General features: G+C 62.1%; 18 protein-coding genes. 9 read left to right on the top strand and 9 right to left on the bottom strand.

What is annotated here, in order from left to right; all coding sequences use genetic code 11:
• Positions 1 to 60 precede the first annotated feature (60 nt).
• Positions 61 to 405 (top strand): VanZ family protein, encoded by a 345-nt coding sequence (locus NKJ90_RS03945; protein ID WP_023759398.1) that lies wholly within the window; start codon positions 61 to 63, stop codon positions 403 to 405.
• Positions 406 to 453: 48 nt separating this feature from the next.
• Here the strand turns inward: NKJ90_RS03945 and panC are convergent, their stop codons facing one another.
• On the bottom strand, positions 454 to 1,305 hold the full coding sequence (panC, locus tag NKJ90_RS03940) for a pantoate--beta-alanine ligase (RefSeq protein ID WP_023759397.1): 852 nt from the start codon (positions 1,303 to 1,305) through the stop codon (positions 454 to 456).
• Positions 1,302 to 2,144, bottom strand: coding sequence for a 3-methyl-2-oxobutanoate hydroxymethyltransferase (gene panB / locus NKJ90_RS03935; protein ID WP_023759396.1), 843 nt, complete (start codon positions 2,142 to 2,144; stop codon positions 1,302 to 1,304). The genes panC and panB overlap by 4 nt, the downstream gene beginning before the upstream one ends.
• A 227-nt stretch (positions 2,145 to 2,371) precedes the next feature.
• On the opposite strand from panB, the gene NKJ90_RS03930 reads away from it, so the two are divergent.
• The 3 genes from NKJ90_RS03930 (at position 2,372) to NKJ90_RS03920 (ending at position 3,985) form a co-directional block, all read left to right on the top strand.
• On the top strand, positions 2,372 to 2,770 hold the full coding sequence (locus NKJ90_RS03930) for an NADH:ubiquinone oxidoreductase subunit NDUFA12 (protein WP_023759395.1): 399 nt from the start codon (positions 2,372 to 2,374) through the stop codon (positions 2,768 to 2,770).
• A 123-nt stretch (positions 2,771 to 2,893) separates the two neighbouring features.
• The gene (locus NKJ90_RS03925; protein ID WP_023759394.1) at positions 2,894 to 3,517 is read left to right on the top strand and encodes a DUF2155 domain-containing protein; all 624 of its coding nucleotides are present in this window, start codon (positions 2,894 to 2,896) and stop codon (positions 3,515 to 3,517) included.
• A 75-nt stretch (positions 3,518 to 3,592) separates the two neighbouring features.
• The gene (locus NKJ90_RS03920) at positions 3,593 to 3,985 is read left to right on the top strand and encodes a hypothetical protein (RefSeq protein WP_352485695.1); all 393 of its coding nucleotides are present in this window, start codon (positions 3,593 to 3,595) and stop codon (positions 3,983 to 3,985) included.
• Here the strand turns inward: NKJ90_RS03920 and aat are convergent.
• The 6 genes from aat to NKJ90_RS03890 form a co-directional block, all read right to left on the bottom strand.
• Positions 3,976 to 4,593 (bottom strand): leucyl/phenylalanyl-tRNA--protein transferase, encoded by a 618-nt coding sequence (gene aat / locus NKJ90_RS03915; protein WP_023759392.1) that lies wholly within the window; start codon positions 4,591 to 4,593, stop codon positions 3,976 to 3,978. The genes NKJ90_RS03920 and aat overlap by 10 nt on opposite strands.
• Positions 4,594 to 4,605: 12 nt before the next feature.
• Positions 4,606 to 5,949 (bottom strand): acetyl-CoA carboxylase biotin carboxylase subunit, encoded by a 1,344-nt coding sequence (accC, locus tag NKJ90_RS03910; protein WP_023759391.1) that lies wholly within the window; start codon positions 5,947 to 5,949, stop codon positions 4,606 to 4,608.
• A gap of 9 nt (positions 5,950 to 5,958) precedes the next feature.
• The gene (gene accB / locus NKJ90_RS03905; protein WP_023759390.1) at positions 5,959 to 6,420 is read right to left on the bottom strand and encodes an acetyl-CoA carboxylase biotin carboxyl carrier protein; all 462 of its coding nucleotides are present in this window, start codon (positions 6,418 to 6,420) and stop codon (positions 5,959 to 5,961) included.
• A gap of 26 nt (positions 6,421 to 6,446) precedes the next feature.
• Positions 6,447 to 6,881 (bottom strand): type II 3-dehydroquinate dehydratase, encoded by a 435-nt coding sequence (gene aroQ / locus NKJ90_RS03900; RefSeq protein ID WP_023759389.1) that lies wholly within the window; start codon positions 6,879 to 6,881, stop codon positions 6,447 to 6,449.
• A gap of 151 nt (positions 6,882 to 7,032) precedes the next feature.
• On the bottom strand, positions 7,033 to 7,836 hold the full coding sequence (locus NKJ90_RS03895; RefSeq protein WP_023759388.1) for a DsbA family protein: 804 nt from the start codon (positions 7,834 to 7,836) through the stop codon (positions 7,033 to 7,035).
• A 60-nt stretch (positions 7,837 to 7,896) separates the two neighbouring features.
• Complete coding sequence (locus NKJ90_RS03890) at positions 7,897 to 9,291, bottom strand: M48 family metalloprotease (RefSeq protein ID WP_023759387.1); 1,395 nt, start codon at positions 9,289 to 9,291, stop codon at positions 7,897 to 7,899.
• 143 nt (positions 9,292 to 9,434) lie between these two features.
• Between NKJ90_RS03890 and NKJ90_RS03885 the strand changes: the two genes are divergently transcribed.
• The 3 genes from NKJ90_RS03885 (at position 9,435) to NKJ90_RS03875 (ending at position 12,205) form a co-directional block, all read left to right on the top strand.
• Positions 9,435 to 10,583 carry a pyridoxal phosphate-dependent aminotransferase gene (locus NKJ90_RS03885; protein ID WP_023759386.1) on the top strand — a complete coding sequence of 383 codons (1,149 nt, stop codon included), beginning with the start codon at positions 9,435 to 9,437 and terminating at the stop codon, positions 10,581 to 10,583.
• 4 nt (positions 10,584 to 10,587) lie between these two features.
• Positions 10,588 to 11,535, top strand: a complete 948-nt coding sequence (locus NKJ90_RS03880) for a glutaminase (protein WP_023759385.1) — start codon at positions 10,588 to 10,590, stop codon at positions 11,533 to 11,535.
• A 391-nt stretch (positions 11,536 to 11,926) separates the two neighbouring features.
• On the top strand, positions 11,927 to 12,205 hold the full coding sequence (locus NKJ90_RS03875) for a hypothetical protein (RefSeq protein ID WP_156938545.1): 279 nt from the start codon (positions 11,927 to 11,929) through the stop codon (positions 12,203 to 12,205).
• Between the two features lie 109 nt (positions 12,206 to 12,314).
• Here the strand turns inward: NKJ90_RS03875 and NKJ90_RS03870 are convergent, their stop codons facing one another.
• The gene (locus tag NKJ90_RS03870) at positions 12,315 to 15,218 is read right to left on the bottom strand and encodes an Rne/Rng family ribonuclease (RefSeq protein WP_023759384.1); all 2,904 of its coding nucleotides are present in this window, start codon (positions 15,216 to 15,218) and stop codon (positions 12,315 to 12,317) included.
• Positions 15,219 to 15,871: 653 nt separating this feature from the next.
• Here NKJ90_RS03870 and NKJ90_RS03865 point away from each other — a divergent pair.
• Together NKJ90_RS03865 and NKJ90_RS03860 are read left to right on the top strand one after the other, a co-directional pair.
• Positions 15,872 to 17,134: an N-acetylmuramoyl-L-alanine amidase gene (locus NKJ90_RS03865; RefSeq protein ID WP_023759382.1), complete on the top strand. Its 1,263-nt coding sequence runs from the start codon at positions 15,872 to 15,874 to the stop codon at positions 17,132 to 17,134.
• A 211-nt stretch (positions 17,135 to 17,345) separates the two neighbouring features.
• On the top strand, positions 17,346 to 19,802 hold the full coding sequence (locus tag NKJ90_RS03860; protein WP_023759381.1) for a penicillin-binding protein 1A: 2,457 nt from the start codon (positions 17,346 to 17,348) through the stop codon (positions 19,800 to 19,802).
• Positions 19,803 to 19,839: the final 37 nt, after the last annotated feature.

Genomic DNA, 19,839 nt, shown 5'->3' with positions numbered 1-19,839 from the left:
GATCCGGCCCTGCGTCATCCCGGCGTTTGCTGTGCCGGCTTACGACGGATATGCAGTGACATGACCAAACTGTCCCGCATTGCCGCGCTGACGCTGCTCGCCATCATCGTTTTCGCAACTTTGTCGCCGATCCAGATGCGGCCGCACTTCGCTGAGGCAAATGTCGAGCGCGCCTTGGCTTACGCACTGTTGGGCTTCGCCCTGGGGCTCGGCTTCCCCAACCGACTTTATCACGTGGTGATCTTCGTGATTGTGACCGCCGGCATGTTGGAACTGCTTCAGATCGTCGACCCCGGTCGCCACGCGGAGCTTGCCGACGCAGTCGTGAAAGCCTGTGCTGGTATTGTCGGAATCCTCGTAGGGCAATTGTTCGCCAGAGGCAGCAGACGATTAGGAGAGCGGTAGGCGCGGGCAGAAAACCGCTGCGCCGAAGCAGCAAGACTTCGTATCGAGCTATGTAGAGGGGATCTCCACATTGTCGATCAGCCTGGTCTTGCCGAGCCAGGCGGCCGCGAGCAGGCGCCCTTCGCCGTTTCGATGCCATGGCGCGAGCGTCAGGCTTTCGCGTGCCTCGACATAGTCGACCTTCTGGAAACCGGCCGCGATCAGGGCACGGCTGGCCTCTTCGGTTGCGTGGCTCTGGCCGGCGCCTGCCGCCAAGGCCGCTGCAGTGTCGCGCAATATCACGTTGAACTGGCGGGCGATCCTCAGTTCGGTCTCGTCGAGATAGGCATTGCGTGACGACATGGCGAGACCATGCGCGTCGCGGATCGTCGGTGCGCCGATGATTTCGACGGGCAAGTCGAGGTCGCGGCAGAGCTGCCTGACGACGCAAAGCTGCTGGTAGTCCTTCTCGCCGAAGATCGCACAGTCGGGCGTTGCCTGCAGCAAGAGCTTTGCCACCACGGTGGCGACGCCGTCGAAAAAGGTCGGCCGAAAGTCCGCTTCGAGCCCGGCCGAGGGGCCGCCGACCGAGATTCTCGTGGCGAAGCCGGAGGGATACATCTCGCCAACCGTCGGCGTGAAGGCAAGGTCGGCTCTCGCCATTCCGAGCCGGTCGACGTCGCGGGCGAGCTGGCGCGGGTACTTGTCGAGGTCTTCGGTCGGCGCGAACTGTGTCGGGTTGACGAAGATCGACACGACGCAGCGCTCGGCTCTATCGAGCGCGATCTTGACCAGCGAGATGTGCCCGTCATGCAGTGCGCCCATGGTCGGCACCATGGCGACGCGAAGACCGTCGTGCCGCCAGTCGCGGATTTGCGCGCGAAGTGCGGCGACGCTGTCGACAACGAGTGGCCGGCTCATGTGTCGTCCCTGCTGTTTGTCGCCGAAAAGACATGTCCGGGGCCGGGGAATGCCCGGCTTCGCACCTCCGCCGCATAGACTTCAGCCGCATGCGAGATCACGCTGCGCAGATCGGCGTATTCCTTGACGAATTTCGGCACCCGGTCGACGGTGAGCCCGACCATGTCGTCGATGACCAGGATCTGGCCGTCGCAGTCGCCGCTGGCGCCAATGCCGATGGTGGGAATGGCGATGCGGCCGGTGATATCGGCGGCGACCGTCTCGACCGTGCCTTCGATGACGACAGAGAAGGCGCCGGCGCTTTCGACGGCAAGCGCATCGCGAAGCAAAGCCGCAACAGCCTCCTCGGTGCGGCCCTTGATCTTGTAGCCGCCGTCCTTTTCGACGGATTGTGGCTGCAGGCCGATATGTCCCATGACCGGAATGCCGGCGGCGACGATGGCCGCGATCTGCCCGAACATGTCGACGCCACCTTCGAGTTTCACCGCTTGGCAGCCGGTCTCGTCAATAACGCGTCGCGCCGAAGCGACGGCTTGCACCGTAGAATCCTCATAGCTGCCAGCCGGCAGGTCGACGACGACGCAGGCCTTGACCGAACCGCGCATGACCGCTTGCCCATGCGCGATCATCATCTCGAGCGAGGCTCCCAGCGTCGTCTTGTGCCCGTACAGCACCATGGCGACGCTGTCGCCAACCAGAAGCAGATCGACATGGTCGTCGAGCAGACGGGCGATGGGGTAGGTGTAGGCGGTCAGGCAGACGATCGGCGTGCCGCCCTTGCGGCGGCGAATCAGCTCGGCGCTGATGCGGATGTCGGTGGTCGGCAATTCCGTGGCCAATCTTCACCTCCTTTGGCCTGCTGCCGGCTTGGATACCCGCAAGGCGCGCGCAGAGCTTTAGAAAGACCGCAACGGCTTGGCAAGCGCGGATCCCGCGACGGAGGAGATCACCGGCTTGTGTCGCGTTTTGGCAAGCCAATTGGGCGTTCCCCGTGGCAAAAGCCTTGCCTTCGCCAAGGGCTGACGCCATAAGCAGGAAACGGCCTGCCGGCGCGAGGGTTCTAAAGATGAAGACTTTCCTGACGCAGTTTTTCACCTGGTGGAACAGCCAGACGCTGGGGACGCGCCTGCACACCTGGCGGCATGGCAAGAAGGTCGGCCAGGACGAAGCAGGCAATGTCTATTACGAAGGCGGTATCGATTCGGAAGGCCGCACGCGCCGCTGGGTCATCTATCGCAACTATTCGGAGGCCTCAGCCATACCGCCCGGCTGGCACGGCTGGATCCATCACCGCGTCGATGTCGCGCCGGCAAGCGAAGACTACAAGCCGCGCGACTGGCAGAAGCCTCATCAGCCCAACCTGACCGGCAGCCCGGCTGCCTATCGCCCGAAGGGCTCGGTGCTGACCAATCAGCATCGCCCGCAGGTTACTGGCGACTACGACGCCTGGACACCTGGATCGTAGCTATAGGGTGCAGGACGGTCCTTTATCGCCACAATTGGTGTTTAGCTGCTTGCTGATCAGAAAACGGCGACTAGCCTTGGCGATCGATAATGTCGCCCGGGCGCGAACCACCGGTACCATTGCATGAGCTTTTTCAACCTGACATCGATGGGCGGTATGATACTAGCCGCCGGTCTTGGCGTTGGCACGGTGGCGTTTGCTGCCTCGCCTGAACCCGCCGCACCGGCGCCGGCACCGCCCGCGGCATCGGAGCGGGTCACCAATCCCGTCGCCGAGTTCGCCGGCATCGACAAGATCACCGGCCGCATCATCACCTTCGATGTCTATATCGACGAGACAGTGCAATTCGGTGCCTTGCAGGTGACGCCACGCGTTTGCTATTCGCGGCCGCAGAACGAAGAGCCGAGGACAGATTCCTTCGTCGAGGTCGACGAGATCACGCTCGACCGCAAGATCCGCCGCATCTTCACCGGTTGGATGTTTGCCGAAAGCCCCGGCCTCAACGCCGTCGAGCATGCCGTCTACGACGTCTGGCTGAAGGAATGCAAACAGAAGTCGGATGTCCCGGCGCCCGACGGCGCCAAGGCTGACGCCACCAAAGCCGACGCTTCGAAGCCCGCCGCAGCCAAACCGAAACCTGCGGCAACCCCGGACGCGACCGAGCAGGACCTGACAACGCCAGATGTGACAGAACCGGATGTGACTGAGCCGGACGCTTCGGATCCCGATTCGACCGACGCCAACTGATCCTCCGGAACCGTCTCGGTCACCAAGCGTTGGGCCACGGAAGACTGCGCATCTATGCGTAAGGAGGATCTTCCGATGTCAGACAGCAAGCGCATCACGGCCAGCAAGGCAGAATTGCTTGAACTCGAAAAGGGGTTCTGGACGGGCGACGCGGCCTACTATGCCGCCAATGCCGACACCGAATGCCTCGTAGCATTTCCGCAGATGGCAAAGGCGATGGACAATGCCGATCTCGCCAAGACCGCAACCAAACCCAATCGCTGGCGCGATCTGAACATCGACCTCAAGGGAATTATCGAGCCGGGCAGCGACATCGTCATGCTGACTTACGAGGCGCACGCGACACGTGACAACGGGGAGCCTTACGCGGCGCTGGTCAGCACTGGCTACGTCCATCGCGCCAATGGCTGGAAGATGATGTTCCATGCGCAGACGCCGATCGAAGTCGGGGCTAATCGTCAGGGGTAGAATACGGCCTCGCCCTTGAGCGCATCGGCCAGCATCTTCTCGTATTTGCCGCGCGGCACGTCGACCGCGCCGAAGCGCTTGAGGTGCTCGGTGGTGAACTGCGTATCAAGTAGCGCGAAGCCCCGCGCCTTCAGGCGCTCGACGAGATAATAAAGGCAGATCTTGGAAGCGTCGGTCTCCCTGGCGAACATGCTCTCGCCAAAGAACACCCGGCCGAGCGACACACCATAGAGGCCACCGACCAGCCGCTCGTCGCGCCACGCCTCGACCGAATGACAATGCCCTATCCGATGCAGTTCGACATAGGCTTCGCGGATCGGCGCATTGATCCAGGTCGACCGGCGCTCGGCGCGCTTCTCGGCGCAACCGTCGATCGTCGCTTCGAAGTCGAAATCGAAACGGATGTCGAAAGGGCTCTTCTTGATCGCTTTCCTAAGGCTTTTCGGTGTGTGGAAATGGTCGAGCGGTATGATGCCACGCGTCTCCGGCCGTACCCAGAACACTTCCGGGTCGCCGGCACTTTCGGCCATCGGGAACACGCCCGACGCATAGGCCTTGAGCAGAAGGTCGGTGGGAATGCGATAGCCGGGCGCGTAGGGACGGGTCATCGCGTCTCCGCGTTACTCTTCCTCGGCCAGATATTTTTCCAGCCAATGGATATCATACTCGCCATTGGCGATGTCGGCATTGCCGACGAGATCGCGAAACAGCGGCAACGTCGTCTTGATACCGTCGACGACGAATTCGTCCAACGCGCGGCGCAGGCGCATCATGCACTCGACGCGGTTGCGCCCATGCACGATCAGCTTGCCGATCAGGCTATCGTAATAGGGCGGGATCTTATAGCCCGAATAGACGCCGGAATCGACGCGTATGCCCAGGCCGCCCGGTGTGTGGAAGTGCGTGATCGTGCCGGGAGACGGCGTGAAGGTACGCGGGTCCTCGGCATTGATGCGGCATTCGATGGCATGGCCGTTGAACTTGATGTCCTCCTGCCTCACCGAGAGGCCGCCGCCGGACGCAACGCGGATCTGTTCATGCACGAGATCGATGCCGGTGATCGCTTCCGTCACCGGATGCTCGACCTGCAGGCGCGTGTTCATCTCTATGAAATAAAACTCGCCATCCTCATAAAGGAATTCGATCGTGCCGGCGCCGGAATAGCCGAGATCAGCGATGGCTTTGGCACAGATACCGCCAATACGAGCCCGTTCTTCGGCGTTGAGGGCCGGTGAGGGAGCCTCCTCCCAGACCTTCTGGTGGCGACGCTGCAGCGAGCAGTCGCGCTCGCCGAAATGCACGCCGCGGCCAAAGCCGTCGCCAAACACCTGCACCTCGATATGGCGTGGTTTTTCCAGGTACTTTTCGATGTAGACGGCATCGTCGCCGAAGGCCGCTCCAGCTTCGCTGCTCGCTGTCTGCAAGGCGATCTCAAGTTCAGCCTCGGTAAGGGCGACCTTCATTCCGCGCCCACCACCGCCTGCGGATGCCTTGATGATCACGGGATAGCCGATCTCGGCGGCAATGCGCCTGGCCTCCTTTTGATCGGTGACCGCGCCGTCCGAACCGGGCACCACCGGAATGCCGAGGCGTTTTGCAGTTCGCTTGGCCTCGATCTTGTCACCCATGATGCGAATGTGGTCGCCGGTCGGGCCGATGAATGTGATGTTGTGCGCAGCCAGGATGTCAGCGAACTTGGCGTTCTCCGACAGGAAGCCGTAGCCCGGATGCACTGCGTCGGCACCGGTGATTTCGCAAGCCGCGACGATCTGATGGATGTTGAGATAGCTGTCGCGCGATGGCGGCGGGCCAATGCAGACGCTCTCGTCGGCGAGCCGCACATGCATGGCGTCGGCATCGGCAGTCGAATGCACCACCACCGTCTGGATGCCGAGTTCCTTGCAGGCGCGCAGGACCCGAAGAGCGATTTCGCCGCGATTGGCGATGAGAATCTTCTGAAACATCAGTCCGCTCTACTCGATCACGACGAGCGGCATGCCGTATTCGACCGGCGTCGCATCCTCGAAAAGGATCGCCGTCACCGTGCCGGCGCGCGGCGAGGGGATCTGGTTCATCGTCTTCATCGCCTCGATGATCAGCAGCGTCTGGCCTTCCTTGACCTTCTGGCCGACTTCGATGAACGCCTTGGCGTCGGGCGACGGTGCCAGATAGGCGGTGCCGACCATGGGCGAGGTGACCGCGTTCTTCGACACGTCGGCCACCGCCGGGGCGGCGGCCATAGCGGCTGGCTGAGCTGTTGCCGGCGCATAGGCCGGCTGCGGTGCTGCGATCGCGTGAACGGCGGGCGCCTGGCGTGAGACGCGCACCTTCAGGTCGCCCAGCTCGACCTCGATCTCCGTGAGATTGGTGTCGTTCAGTATGCCCGCCAGATCGCGGATCAGCTGCTGGTCAACACCGTTCTTCTTTATCGACATTTTCGAGCCTTCTGTTTGTTGGCCGGTCATAGGCGTGCGGCCAGCGCCTGCAGCGCCAGCGTATAGCCGAGCGGCCCAAAGCCACAGATCATGCCGACGGCAACCGGCGCGACCATGGAGACGTGGCGGAATGGTTCCCGCGCATGGATGTTGGAAAGATGGACTTCTGCCACCGGCAACGGCGCGATAGCGCGGATGGCGTCGTGGATGGCGATCGAGGTATGGCTGTAAGCGCCAGGATTGATGACGATTCCGACAGCCTTGTCGCCGGCTTCCTGAATCCAGTCGACAAGGTCGCCCTCGTGATTCGACTGGCGGAAATCGATTTCGAGTCCAAGTGCCGTGCCGGCCTGTTTGCAGTCTTCGGCGATGGCGGCAAGCGTCTTGCCGCCATAGATGCCAGGCTCGCGTTTGCCGAGCGCGTTGAGATTGGGACCGTTCAGAACGAAAACCGTTTTCAAAAAAGCCGACCTTTTCCGGCGCTGACATCAAGTCGACGCGCTGGGCCTTCTATAATGGGCATACCCGCCCGCGGAAAGAGCGCAAGTGCGTTCTTTCACTGTCCACAACAGGCGGAAATGTGCCCGTGAGAAAAATAGGTTGGTAGCAAGATCAGAGGGCGGCTTTCGCCGCCTCGATCTTTTCGGCCAGCACTTCCTGCCCAAGCGCCCCGAATACCACCTCGTTGCCGACGACATAGGACGGCGTTCCGGTGATCGCCAGCTTGCTGGCAAGATCGTAGGTCTTGGAGAAGGCCTCGGTGATTCTTGGGTCCTTCATTTTCTCGCTCAGCGTTGCTTCGTCGGCACCGAGCGACAGCGCGACCTTGATGGCCGCCGCCTCGGTGGCACGTCCCTGGCCGCCTAGCAGCGCATTGTGGAACTCGCCGTATTTTTCCGGGTGCATCAGGTGAAAGGCCATCGAGACGACGCTCGCCTTCTGCGAATCCGGTCCGAGGATCGGGAATTCCTTGAGCACGAAGCGCAGGTCCGGATCGGACTTGGTCAGCGCCCTCATGTCTTCGATGGCGCGTCTGCAGAAGCCGCAATTGTAATCGTAGAACTCGACGATGGTGACCTTGCCGTTCGGATTGCCGACGACGCCATCGAAAGCGGAGTTGAATATCTGGTCCTTGGCGTTCTTGATCACGCCGAGATGAGCGATGCGCTGCTCTTCCTTCTGCTTGGCCTCGAGTGCGTCCTGGACCTCCAGAAGGACTTCCGGGTTCTTGAGCAGATAGTCGCGGATGATGCCTTCCACCTCGCTGCGGTCGATCTTGGTGTCGGCCGCTACCGTCTCGACGGGCTGCGTCGTACCGGCCTTGGCAATCTGCGGGCTTCCGGCCACGAATCCGAAAGCCAGCATGGCCAACGCGACCGCAACCCCCGTGGTGCCCAGCAGCAGTGCCTTTTTCATCGTTCCGTTCCTTCTACCTGTTTCCCGGCCTGGCTGTGTCGCAGCTCGTGGCCGGAAGGTTCACTTGATCTTGGTTGATGGCTTGTAGTTTATGATATCCTGGGCGCGAAGCCAGCGCGGCTCGCCGCGCTTCATCTCTTGCTGCGCCCGCATGGCGAAAATCTTCGCATCCTTGTAGTTGCCGGAATAGAAGTGACCTTCGGCGGTGGCGAGTTCGGCGCCCGGAATATCACCCAGCTCGCCATAGGCTTGCGCCAGATAACGATAGCCGGCCGAATTTTCCTTGTCGCGCTCGAGGCCATTGTTGATCTGCACCACGGCTTTTTTCAGCGAGTCGGGCGTGCCGACGGCCATCAGCGCCTGGCCAAGGGAGACAGGCAGCAATCCGGACCGCGCCGGATCGAGGCTGACTGCCTTCGCATAGGCCTCGGCCGCATCCTTGGGCTTGTTCGCCTTCATCAGGATATCGCCGCGCAGTTCCTGGAAATAGGCGTTCTTCGGCTGCGCCTTGATCAATGCATTGGTCTTGGCGAGGGCAGCGGCAATGTTGCCGAACAGGTAGGTCGACTGAGCGTCGCCATACTGTGCGGCCAGTGTTCCCTGCATCTTTCGCATCAGCCGCGACGCAGCCGCCTGGCCATCCATGTAGACGGCGATCTTCACCCGCATCATGTCATGACGCTGCTGCAGGGCGGGAGGGTCCAGCCTATCGACATTGGGGCTCTGTTTCACCAGCACGTCCAGATTGGAGATGCGGTCCTGCGGCATCGGATGGCTGATCCGGTAGGGATCGACCTGCGCTCCCGAAAGCGACAGCGCCGTCTGGAAGCGGCGGAAGGTCTTCAGCATGCCCATGCCGGACTGGCCGGTGGCGTTGAGATAAGTGATCGCCGAGCGATCGGCCGTCATCTCCTCGGTGCGCTGATAGGCGAGGATGCTGCGCTGTGCCATCTCGCCGCCACCGGCCGCCACGCCCATGCCGGCGCCGGCAAGGCCGCGGCTGTTGGTGGTCGCACCGGCGACCATGGCGCCGGCGCCAAGCAACGTCGCGATGATGGCCATCGTCTTGGCGCGTTCGAGCTGGTCGCGCAGTTTCTGCTGGTGACCGCCGGCGATATGGCCGGCTTCGTGGGCAATGACGCCGATGATCTCGTTGGGCGTCTCGGCCGTCATCAGCGCACCGGTGTTGATGAACAGCCGGCGCCCGGTGACGAAGGCGTTGAAGCTCTGGTCGTTGACCAGCACGATGTCGATGCCGTCATTTGCCAGACCCGCCGCCCTGAAGATCGGCCGCGCGTAGTCGCGCACCAGCGCTTCGATCTCGGCGTCGCGTACGACCGGCACGTTCTGGGCGAAGGCGCTGACCGAACTTGCCGCTGCGACCGCAACGCCAAGCGAAAGCGTCGCGAAGACGCGCGCTGTCCGGGCAATCGTCGATCTGGGTCGGCTCAACATGATGGCTCCACTGGTAGACGAGCGGGCGAAAGATGAAAAGTCGGCGCCGGAAACTTCCTCAACTTGTGATCCTCACATCAATCGGGCATTTGTGCGGCGTATGCGTCAGGGGCTTGGCGCGCTTGGTCGGGAACAGGGATAAAATGGTCGTTTCGCTCTCACGCCGTGGCAATGTCGAGCCCTTCCATGCCATGGACATTCTGGCCGAGGCAAACCGGCTGAAGGCAGCAGGCGTGCCGGTTGTTTCGATGGCCGTCGGCCAGCCTTCCGATCCCGCACCGGTTCTGGTTCGCGCGGCCGCGGCCAAGGCCTTGCAGGACGGACGCATCGGCTACACCGACGCGCTGGGACTGGCAGGTTTGCGCAAGGCGATTGCCGAACACTATGCCGATCACTACGGGCTCGATATCGAGCCCGGCCGGATCGCCGTGACCACGGGATCGTCGGCCGCTTTCAACCTCGCTTTCCTGGCGATGTTCGATCCAGGCGATCGCGTCGCCATCGCGGCTCCCGGCTATCCTGCCTATCGCAACATCATGGCAGCACTCGGCATCGAGGTGATCGAGATCGAACTCGGCGACGCCGCCTACCTGCATGCCGACCACCTGGAAACGGCGCATCATGAAAAGCCGCTGAAAGGCGTGCTCTTCGCCAGTCCGGCCAATCCGACCGGCGCGGTCATACCGGCCGATGACCTGGCGGCGCTGGTACGGACCGCCGAGGAACTTGGCATCGCCGTGATCTCGGACGAGATCTACCACCGGCTGGCCTACGCCGCCCCCGACACCACGGCGCTCGCCTATGGGGATAGCGTGACGGTGATCAATTCCTTCTCCAAATACTACTGCATGACCGGCTGGCGCATCGGTTGGATGGTGCTGCCCGAAGATCTGGTGCGACCGGTCGAGCGTGTCGCCCAGAGCCTCTACATCTCGCCGCCGGAACTTTCGCAGATAGCAGCGATCGAAGCGTTCAAGGCGATCGAGGAGCTGGAAGCGGTGAAAGCCCGCTACGCCTGGAATCGCGAGCTGTTGATGAAACGCCTGCCGGAGCTCGGCTTTCCGCTGGCGGCACCCATGGACGGCGCCTTCTATGCCTTTTGCGATGTCACCCGGCATACCAATGACAGCATGGCCTTCGCGCGAAAGATGCTGGCTGAGGCGCATGTCGCGGCAACCCCCGGCCGCGACTTCGATACCCAGGCGGGACATCGAACCATGCGCTTTTCCTATGCCGGCAGCCACGACGACATGGTCGAAGCGATGGCGCGCATTGAACGCTGGTTGAGGTAGCGCCATGCCGGAGCTCGGACAGGCTACGAAACTTGATCAGGCATTGGCCGAAGTCGCCGCTGAAATGGCGGAACGCACCGATCGTGGCGACGTCGCGTCCTATATTCCGCAACTGGGCAAGGTCGATCCGAAGAAGTTCGGCATCGCGGCTGTCACCAATGACGGCCGCATGCTGATGGCGGGCGATGCCGAACAGGCCTTTTCGATCCAGAGCATCTCGAAAGTGTTCACCCTGACATTGGCGCTCGGCAATGTCGGCGACGCGCTGTGGCAGCGGGTTGGGCGCGAGCCTTCGGGCAATCCATTCAACTCGATCGTCCAACTCGAGCACGAGAACGGCATTCCGCGCAATCCGTTCATCAATGCCGGCGCCATCGTCATTTCCGACATCCTGCTCGCCGGCCACGAGCCGCGCGAAGCGATCGGCGAAATCCTGCGCTTCGTCCAGTTCCTCGCCGATGACGAAACGATCATCATCGACCGCGAGGTCGCCGCGTCCGAGCGCGCCACCGGCTATCGTAACTTCGCGCTCGCCAACTACATGAAATCCTTCGGCAATCTGCACCATGCGCCGGAGCTGGCGCTGGGCGTCTATTTCCATCATTGTGCCATCGCCATGAGCTGCCGGCAACTGGCGCTGGCCGGCCGCTTCCTGGCCAATGGCGGCAAGAATCCGGCGACCGGGCATTCCGTGGTGTCGGCCGAGCGGGCGCGACGCATCGGCGCCATGATGCTAACCTGTGGCCACTATGACGGCTCCGGTGACTTTGCCTTCCGCGTCGGCATCCCCGGCAAGAGCGGCGTCGGCGGCGGCATATTGGGCATCGTCCCGGGCGTGGCGTCGCTTGCCGTCTGGTCGCCCGGCCTCAACGCCAACGGCAATTCCAAGCTGGGATCGATCGCGCTGGAAAAGTTGGCCAGGATGATGAACTGGTCGATCTTCGCGCCTTGATGCGTGTCGTCCAAAAGTGCGCAGCGATTTTGGGACAACGGCATGCGTAGAACGTAGAATCAAAGAAGCGCTTTAGCATTTCGCGGCGGGTCGGAACGCCAGATGTGAAAAATTCGGTAGTGGGTCAGTTCAGAATCTTGGATTTGCCGGCGAGTGCCCACAGCGCCTGCCGCGGCACCGTCTAACCCGAACGACATATATCGTTCGATCAGTTCCGGGCCATTGACCATAATACTATCGAACGGAGAATGGCCCCCTTCGCTGGAAGGGTCTCATATAGTTCTTTGCGGCATCAGGCCGTGCCTCTGCCTCTCACGTGCCTCTGCCTCAGAAAAAAATGCGGCCTCTCAAAAAAGATGCGTCGCCTTTAGGCTTCTCAGTGGAGGAAGAGATGAAAGCGCTCCTTACTTTCGCGGCGGCTTTGGCACTCGCGCTCGCAGCGTCCGCTCCCGCGTCTGCCGTGAAGAATGGATTTGACAGCGATACGTCAACCACATCCGGACAGGGAAATGGCGGAAAAACAAATGACAGCGCCAACCCGGACAACAGTGGCACGACGACAACGACAACCACGACTTCAGGACCACATGGTCAGGTGAAACAGGGCGAGACCGACTGTAATAACTGCTCAACGACGACCACGTCGGACCTGCCGGGCAAGAACAGATAGGTCAACGAGGAACCAGGGGCGCCGCCCCTCGCTACCAAAAATCCCGCGCCGTCTTTCGAAACAGCGCGGGATTTATTTGTCAGAAAATCACTTCAAGCGACTGAAAGGCTTAGAAAAACCCTTTTCGCTGCCACCAGCCTGCACGCTTCGGCTTGTCCTCGGTTTTCGCCGCCGCTTCTTCGGCTACGGTCGAGGACACCACCGGCACAACCGGCGCATTGACGGCGGCCGGCTTGCGCCGCGACGGGCGGGCCTTCGGTGCCTGCTCGACGGCAATGGCCTCGTCTGACGCAGTGGCCGGCGTCTCGACCGGTGCTTCCGCCTCGGCAGCCGGCTCCTCCGCGACGACCTCGGCCGCGGCCTTCTTCGGCTTGGCGGCACGGCGTGGCTTCTTCGGCTTCTCGGTGCTGGGCGCGTCGTCATTGGCCGGAGCAAGCGCCGCCGGCTCTTCGACCGGTGCGGCGACCAGAGGTTCGCTGGCCTCGGTTACCGAGACTTCGCCTTCAGACGCGTCGGCAGTTTCGCCAGTGCTTGCCTCGGCCTCGCCTTCGCCGTCTTCGCGGCGGTTGCGTTTGCCGCCGCGCTTGCCGCGCCGCCGCTTCTTGCCTTGGCCTTCATCCGAAGTTTCAGCCGTTTCGGCAACACCGAGAGGGGCGTTGTCGCCCGCTTCCGCGTCACTGTCACTGGCGGCGGATTCTGTGAACTCGCCGGCTGGAGCGGAAATGACAGCGCCGTCCGTTGGCGCGCCATGTTCGCGGTCGCGATCCTTGCCGCCGCGACGTCTGCGGCGCTTGCGACGCTTGCGGTCACGGCCTTCGCCTTCCTCACCGCCGGCAGCGGGTCGGGGTTGTTGCTGCGGCTGCGGGCGTGGCTGTTCGGCCTGCACCGGCGCCTCATCGTCTTCCTCGACGACGACAATCTCGTCCTCGGGCTCTTCCGGCTCGACATAGGCCGGGAAGCTGCGGGCCTCGACAAAGCCTTCCGGCTTCTCGGCCAGCGCGCCGCGGAAGATCGCATAGTGCTGCGCACCGACTGAATCGTCAGCCTCAATGGTGATCGTCAGCCCAAAGCGGCTCTCGAGTTCCACAAGCGTGCCGCGCTTGTGGTTGAGCACGTAGAGCGCGGTCGCCGCCGGTGTCCGCACGGTGATGTGGCTGCGCGAATCCTTGAGCAGGAACTCCTCGATTGCCCGCACCACCATCAGCGCTACCGACGAATCGGACCGCACATGGCCGGTGCCGCCGCAATGCGGGCAGGGCTTCATGGTCGATTCCAGCACGCTGGCGCGGATGCGCTGGCGTGACATCTCCATCAGACCGAAATGCGAGATACGGCCGACCTGGATGCGCGCGCGATCGTTCTTGAGGTGATCCTTCAGCCGCTTCTCGACGGAGCGGTTGTTGCGGTTCTCCTCCATGTCGATGAAGTCGATGACGATCAGGCCGGCGAGATCGCGCAGCCTGAGCTGGCGTGCGACTTCCTCGGCGGCCTCCAGATTGGTGTGGAGCGCGGTGTCCTCGATCGAGTGCTCCTTGGTGGAGCGGCCCGAATTGACGTCGATGGCAACCAGCGCCTCGGTCTGGTTGATGATGATGTAGCCGCCGCTCTTCAGCGTCACCTGCGGCTGCAGCATGCGGTCGAGTTGCGCCTCGATGCCGTTGCGCACGAAGATCGGCGTCGTGTCGCGGAAAGGCTGAACCACCTTGGCGTGGCTCGGCATCAGCATGCGCATGAAGTCCTTGGCCTCGCGATAGCCTTCCTCGCCGGAGACAAGAATCTCGTCGATATCCTTGTTGTAGAGGTCGCGCACCGAACGCTTGATCAGACTGCCTTCCTCATAGACCAGGGCAGGCGCCGTTGACTGCAAGGTGAGGCTGCGGACATTTTCCCAAAGCCGCATCAGATATTCGTAATCGCGCTTGATCTCCGCCTTGGTGCGGCTCTCGCCGGCGGTGCGCAGGATGACGCCCATGCCCTGCGGCACTTCGAGATCGGCAACGACCTCCTTGAGGCGCTTGCGGTCGACCGCGCTGGTGATCTTGCGCGAAATGCCGCCGCCGCGCGCCGTGTTCGGCATCAGCACCGAATAGCGGCCGGCAAGCGAAAGATAGGTGGTCAGCGCCGCGCCCTTGTTGCCGCGCTCTTCCTTGACGACTTGCACCAGCAGGATCTGCCGGCGCTTGATCACTTCCTGGATCTTGTACTGGCGGCGCACCGGCTTGCGCCGGTTGCGCACTTCTTCCAGCGCATCCTCGGCACCGACCGATTCGATCTCATGATCATCCGGATGCGAGGACTGCACTTCTTCCAGCATGCCGCGATCACTGTCGCCTGACGTAGCTTCGCTGTTTTGTTCGGCCTGCGGGACGGATTCGGAAATCACATCGGCTTCGACGGAGGCTGCGATCGATGTCGGACCGCCTTCGCGGGTTTCGCCTTCGTCCTGCTCAGCTTCTTCATGTCCGGACGCATCGGCATGTTCCGACGTATCGGCCGCATGTTCGATGATCTCGGAGGTGTGGGAGATGTCCTCGACAACAGCGTCGGCGCCATTGTCGTTATCTTCGCTTGCCCCGGCAGCTTCGCTTGCCTCGCCGGATTCGGCTGCATCGCGCTTGTGCTCACCACGGTCGCGTGTCTTGCCGCCGCGCCGACGGCCGCGCCGTCCACGATCGCGGCTCTGGCGATCTTCGCCATCGCCGTCCTCATTCTCCTCGTCCTCGGCCTCCTGCGCTTCCGCGCGCAGCAGTGCCTGACGATCGGCGACCGGAATCTGGTAGTAATCGGGGTGAATTTCACTAAAGGCGAGAAAACCGTGACGGTTCCCGCCATATTCGACAAAGGCTGCCTGAAGGGAGGGCTCTACGCGCGTTACGCGGGCTAGGTAGATGTTTCCTTTAAGCTGCTTCTTGTCCTGGGATTCAAAGTCGAATTCTTCAATACGGTTACCGCGAACGACGACAACGCGTGTTTCCTCCGGGTGGGAGGCGTCTATCAGCATTTTGTTGGGCATTATTTCGTTTCCCCCCGGCAGCCGTCAGCCGCAGCTTGCGAGGCAATGCCTGCTGCTGCGTTTCTGGAGTGTGGGTGCCGGATATCTTAACGTCCGCCGGCCGCCGCTTGAGCGCCATGGCGGTGCCGCCCGCAGCCATACTGGCGCGGTTTGATGCGGACCTTTCCATGATTGCGCTTGAAGCCATCGTCACCAGCAGAACCTTTTGAACCAAAGCCCGGACGAACCGGACCAGCTTGTTTGCTCATACAGAGCCGGCACGGGAACAAACCCGGCCGTTTTCCTCACGCAGGCGATTCCCCCGCCACGGGCGCACACCTGCGAAATTCGTCGCGATCACCTGGAGCCTTTTCGCGTGAAGCGAAAGGAGCCGCCTTTTTCATCTGACCCTGTAGCAGGAAGCTGCGGAGGAGGGCGGTTCCAGGATTGCAGTGATCCACCATCGCTTTTATGATTTGGCGGGGTGGAAGGCAACCCCGATTTCCGATGCCGGCAAAAAGCAGTTCCGTTGCGTAAGTCTGGTTCGACCCTTGCATGAAAAGGCTTGGTTAACCTTCTCTGGATACCAATCGTTAATCGAGTTCGCGGCCTAACCGGCACTTCGACGAATCGACCAGGCGCCTGGCGCCAAACCGGGAGCGACTGGACGAAAGATGGGACCGGCAGACTTCACAGACAAGGGATGTCGTGTCGGCAGTCGGATTCTGGCCACTTTCTGCTTCTTGTTGTTGCTGACGATCTCGTCTGCCTTTTCCTCGATTGCCCAAGCCGACGACGCTCCGGCCGTGGCAAAAGGCTACAAGATGGCGGGCAACGCCACCAAGATGCGGATCGTCATGGATTTCGACCGTGAGCCCGATATCAAATGGTTCCTGCTGCGCGGCCCCAACCGCCTTGTCATCGACCTAGCGAATACGAGGTTCGCCATTGACGCCAAGGATTTGAAGGCACGCGGCCTGGTCAAGGGCGTACGCCTGGGCGATCTCGGCGAGGGCGTTTCGCGGCTGATCCTCACCGGCAAGGGGCCCTTCGCCGTCGACAAGCTCGATGTGCTCAAGAACGAGGACGGAACCGGCTACCGCATTGCCATCGACATGTCGGCGGCTTCCGAGCGCGAATTCGATGCCGCACTTGCCAATCAGGCGCTGACCACCGGATCGACGGTTTCGACCGACAAGGGCGAGCGGGTCGGCACTGGACCGGTCTCCAATCCGGGCCATCGCTTCACCGTCGTCATCGACCCAGGTCATGGCGGCATCGACGGCGGCGCCGAGGGCCTGAACGGCACCATCGAGAAAAACGTAACGCTGGCCTTTGCCACGGAGTTGCGCGACAAACTCGCCGCCGTCGGCAATTACGATGTGTTCATGACGCGCGACACCGACGAATTCCTGCGTCTGGACGATCGCGTGCGCATTGCCCGCCAGCACGAGGCCGACCTGCTCATTTCCATCCATGCCGACACAATCAGCGTCAAGGGTATCCGCGGCGCCACTGTCTACACCGTCTCCGACAAGGCTTCCGATCCCGAGGCGCAGGCGCTTGCCGACCGTGAGAACCTCTCCGACCAGTTCGCCGGCATGGAGATCAAGAACGACAGCAAGGAAGTCACCGACATTCTGATCGACCTGATCCGCCGCGAAACGCACAATTTCTCGATGAGTTTCGCTCACACGCTGGTCGGCCAGCTGTCGACCAGCGTCGGGCTCATAAACAATCCGCAGCGTTCGGCGGGCTTCAAGGTGCTGAAGGCACCCGATGTGCCGTCCGTGCTGGTTGAACTCGGTTACCTCTCGAACGCCAAGGACGAGGCCCAGCTGCTCAACCCCGACTGGCGCGGCAAGGCGGCCCAGAGCATAACCAACGCCGTTGCGCTTTTCGCTTCAGCCAAAGCCGGAGCAAGGGCCGGAGGCTGACATGTCCGGCGGCTCTGCAACCAGAGCCGGCGTGGCGCGACGACAACACCAGTGCTTTTATTTCCGGCTCGGGGCCGCGAAATCCGGCATTGCCGTATTTTGCCCACATGGTGGCGACAAGGGTTTTCGATTACGGATTGGGACCGGCTCGAATGCTTGCGCGAAAGGCGGCTTCGTTTAGGAAATTCCCGAACCAAGGACTGGAGCGGGTATGATTCGTCTTATTGGCTATTTTTTCGGCATCGGCACGACGCTGGCCCTTCTGGTCGCGGCGGGCGTTGCGATCTACATTGGCCATTTGTCGAAGGATCTGCCCGACTACGAGGTGCTGGCCAAATACGAGCCGCCGGTGACCACCCGCATCCATTCGTCGGATGGTGCGCTGATGGCCGAATATGCCCGCGAACGGCGCCTGTATCTGCCCATCCAGGCCATACCGGATCGCGTCAAGGCGGCCTTCCTGTCCGCGGAAGACAAGAACTTCTACAATCATCCCGGCATCGACGTGACCGGTCTCGGCCGGGCCATCATCGTCAACCTGCAGAATTTCGGCTCCGGCAGGCGCCAGGTCGGCGCCTCGACGATCACCCAGCAGGTGGCGAAGAACTTCCTGTTGTCCTCGGACCAGACCTACGAGCGCAAGATCAAGGAGATGATCCTCGCCTTCCGCATCGAGCAGGCCTATCCCAAGGACCGTATTCTCGAACTCTACCTGAACGAAATCTTCTTCGGCTTCGGCGCCTACGGCGTCGCCGGTGCGGCGCTGACCTATTTCGACAAGTCGGTCAACGAGCTCAGCGTGGCCGAGGCCGCCTATCTGGCATCCCTGCCGAAGGGTCCGAACAATTATCACCCCTTCAAGCATACCGATCGCGCGCTGGAGCGCCGCAACTGGGTCATCGACCAGATGGTCGAGAATGGCTATGTCACGCGTGAGGAAGGTGCCAAGGCCAAGGCCGAGCCGCTGGGCGTGACGCCGCGCCGGAACGGCAACTATCTGTTTGCCGGCGAGTACTTCACCGAAGAGGTGCGCCGCCAGATCATTGCCCGTTACGGCGAGAATGCGCTCTACGAGGGCGGCCTTTCCGTCCGCACCACCCTTGATCCGAAGATCCAGCTCATTGCCCGCAAGTCGATGCAGAACGGGTTGATGAAATATGACACCCTGCGCGGTTATCGCGGGCCGGTGACGTCAATCGACGTGTCCGGCGACTGGGGCGTGCCGCTGGGCAGCGTCAAGGGGCTGGAGGATGTTCCGGAATGGTCGCTCGCCGTCGTGCTCGACAGTTCGGCGACCGGTCTGTCGATCGGCCTTCAGCCAGCGCGCCAGGCGTCGGGCGAGATCGCCAAGGAACGCGTCGAAGGCACCGTCAGCAAGGAGGACATGGGTTTTGCCATGCGCCATGTGGTCGACGGCAAGACCGTCAAGGCCAAGTCGCCGGCAGAGGTGTTGAAACCGGGCGACGTCATCTTCGTGCAGAAGAACGATGGCTCCGATAGCGCCTACAGCCTGCGCCAGGTCCCCGAAGTGGAAGGCGGCCTGATCGCCATGGATCCGCATACCGGCCGGGTGCTGGCCATGGTCGGCGGCTTCTCCTACGCTCAGTCCGAATTCAACCGCGCGACGCAAGCCATGCGCCAGCCGGGCTCCTCCTTCAAGCCGATCGTCTATTCGGCGGCTCTCGACAATGGCTATACGCCGGCCTCGGTGATCATGGACGGACCGATCACCATCCAGAGCGGCAACACGACCTGGACGCCGAAGAACTACGACGGCACCGTCGCGGGCCCGGCGACCCTGCGCTCCGGCATCGAGAAGTCGCGCAACCTCATGACGGTGCGGCTTGCCAATGACATGGGCATGAAGCTGGTCGTCGAATATGCCGAGCGCTTTGGTGTCTACGACCATCTGGCCCCCTATCTGCCGATGGCGCTAGGCTCCGGCGAAACGACCGTGATGCGTATGGTGTCGGCCTATTCGATCATGGCCAATGGCGGCAAGTCGATCAAACCGTCGCTCATCGACCGCATCCAGGACCGCTACGGCAAGACGGTGTTCAAGCAGGACGAACGTGGCTGCCAGGGGTGCAATGCGACCGAATGGCAGAACCAGCCCGAGCCGGAACTGGTCGACAACTCCGAGCAGGTGCTCGATCCGATGACCGCCTACCAGATCACCTCGATGATGGAAGGCGTCGTGCAGCGTGGCACCGGCGCCACCATCGGCGAACTCGGCCGCCACATCGCCGGCAAGACCGGAACGACCAACGACGAGAAGGACGCCTGGTTCATCGGTTACACGCCCAATCTCGTCGTCGGTCTCTACATGGGCTACGACACGCCGCGCGGCCTTGGTCATGGCGCCACCGGCGGTGGTCTTGCAGCACCTATCTTCAAGGACTTCATGCGGGTGGCGCTGGATGGCACGCCCAATGTCGACTTCAAGGTTCCGGACGGCATGAGTCTGGTCGCCATCAATCGCAAGACCGGCATGCGCGCCGCAGCGGGTGATCCCGGCACCATCACGGAAGCCTTCAAGCCGGGTACCGGTCCTGCTGACAGCTATTGGGTGATCGGCATGGGCGCCGACGGCTCAAATGCCACAGGTGGCGCGCTGTCGCCACAGGCCAATCAAGCCATCCAGTCCGGCGGCGGCGGCCTCTACTGACGACTTTCATGGGCGGGTGGGCTGGCCTTGCGCCAGC

The sequence above is a fragment of the Mesorhizobium sp. M0051 genome (genome assembly GCF_040323235.1).
Taxonomy (GTDB): domain Bacteria; phylum Pseudomonadota; class Alphaproteobacteria; order Rhizobiales; family Rhizobiaceae; genus Mesorhizobium.
This window is presented reverse-complemented; position numbering and strand designations above follow the sequence as displayed.

Bases quoted from the DNA above. Each gene is read 5' to 3' on its own strand.
- NKJ90_RS03945 (WP_023759398.1), top strand. From the start codon at position 61: ATGACCAAACTGTCCCGCATTGCCGCGCTGACGCTGCTCGCCATCATC.
- panC (WP_023759397.1), bottom strand. From the start codon at position 1,305: ATGAGCCGGCCACTCGTTGTCGACAGCGTCGCCGCACTTCGCGCGCAA.
- NKJ90_RS03930 (WP_023759395.1), top strand. From the start codon at position 2,372: ATGAAGACTTTCCTGACGCAGTTTTTCACCTGGTGGAACAGCCAGACG.
- NKJ90_RS03925 (WP_023759394.1), top strand. From the start codon at position 2,894: ATGAGCTTTTTCAACCTGACATCGATGGGCGGTATGATACTAGCCGCC.
- NKJ90_RS03920 (WP_352485695.1), top strand. From the start codon at position 3,593: ATGTCAGACAGCAAGCGCATCACGGCCAGCAAGGCAGAATTGCTTGAA.
- aat (WP_023759392.1), bottom strand. From the start codon at position 4,593: ATGACCCGTCCCTACGCGCCCGGCTATCGCATTCCCACCGACCTTCTG.
- accC (WP_023759391.1), bottom strand. From the start codon at position 5,949: ATGTTTCAGAAGATTCTCATCGCCAATCGCGGCGAAATCGCTCTTCGG.
- accB (WP_023759390.1), bottom strand. From the start codon at position 6,420: ATGTCGATAAAGAAGAACGGTGTTGACCAGCAGCTGATCCGCGATCTG.
- NKJ90_RS03895 (WP_023759388.1), bottom strand. From the start codon at position 7,836: ATGAAAAAGGCACTGCTGCTGGGCACCACGGGGGTTGCGGTCGCGTTG.
- NKJ90_RS03890 (WP_023759387.1), bottom strand. From the start codon at position 9,291: ATGTTGAGCCGACCCAGATCGACGATTGCCCGGACAGCGCGCGTCTTC.
- NKJ90_RS03885 (WP_023759386.1), top strand. From the start codon at position 9,435: ATGGTCGTTTCGCTCTCACGCCGTGGCAATGTCGAGCCCTTCCATGCC.
- NKJ90_RS03880 (WP_023759385.1), top strand. From the start codon at position 10,588: ATGCCGGAGCTCGGACAGGCTACGAAACTTGATCAGGCATTGGCCGAA.
- NKJ90_RS03875 (WP_156938545.1), top strand. From the start codon at position 11,927: ATGAAAGCGCTCCTTACTTTCGCGGCGGCTTTGGCACTCGCGCTCGCA.
- NKJ90_RS03870 (WP_023759384.1), bottom strand. From the start codon at position 15,218: ATGCCCAACAAAATGCTGATAGACGCCTCCCACCCGGAGGAAACACGC.
- NKJ90_RS03865 (WP_023759382.1), top strand. From the start codon at position 15,872: ATGGGACCGGCAGACTTCACAGACAAGGGATGTCGTGTCGGCAGTCGG.
- NKJ90_RS03860 (WP_023759381.1), top strand. From the start codon at position 17,346: ATGATTCGTCTTATTGGCTATTTTTTCGGCATCGGCACGACGCTGGCC.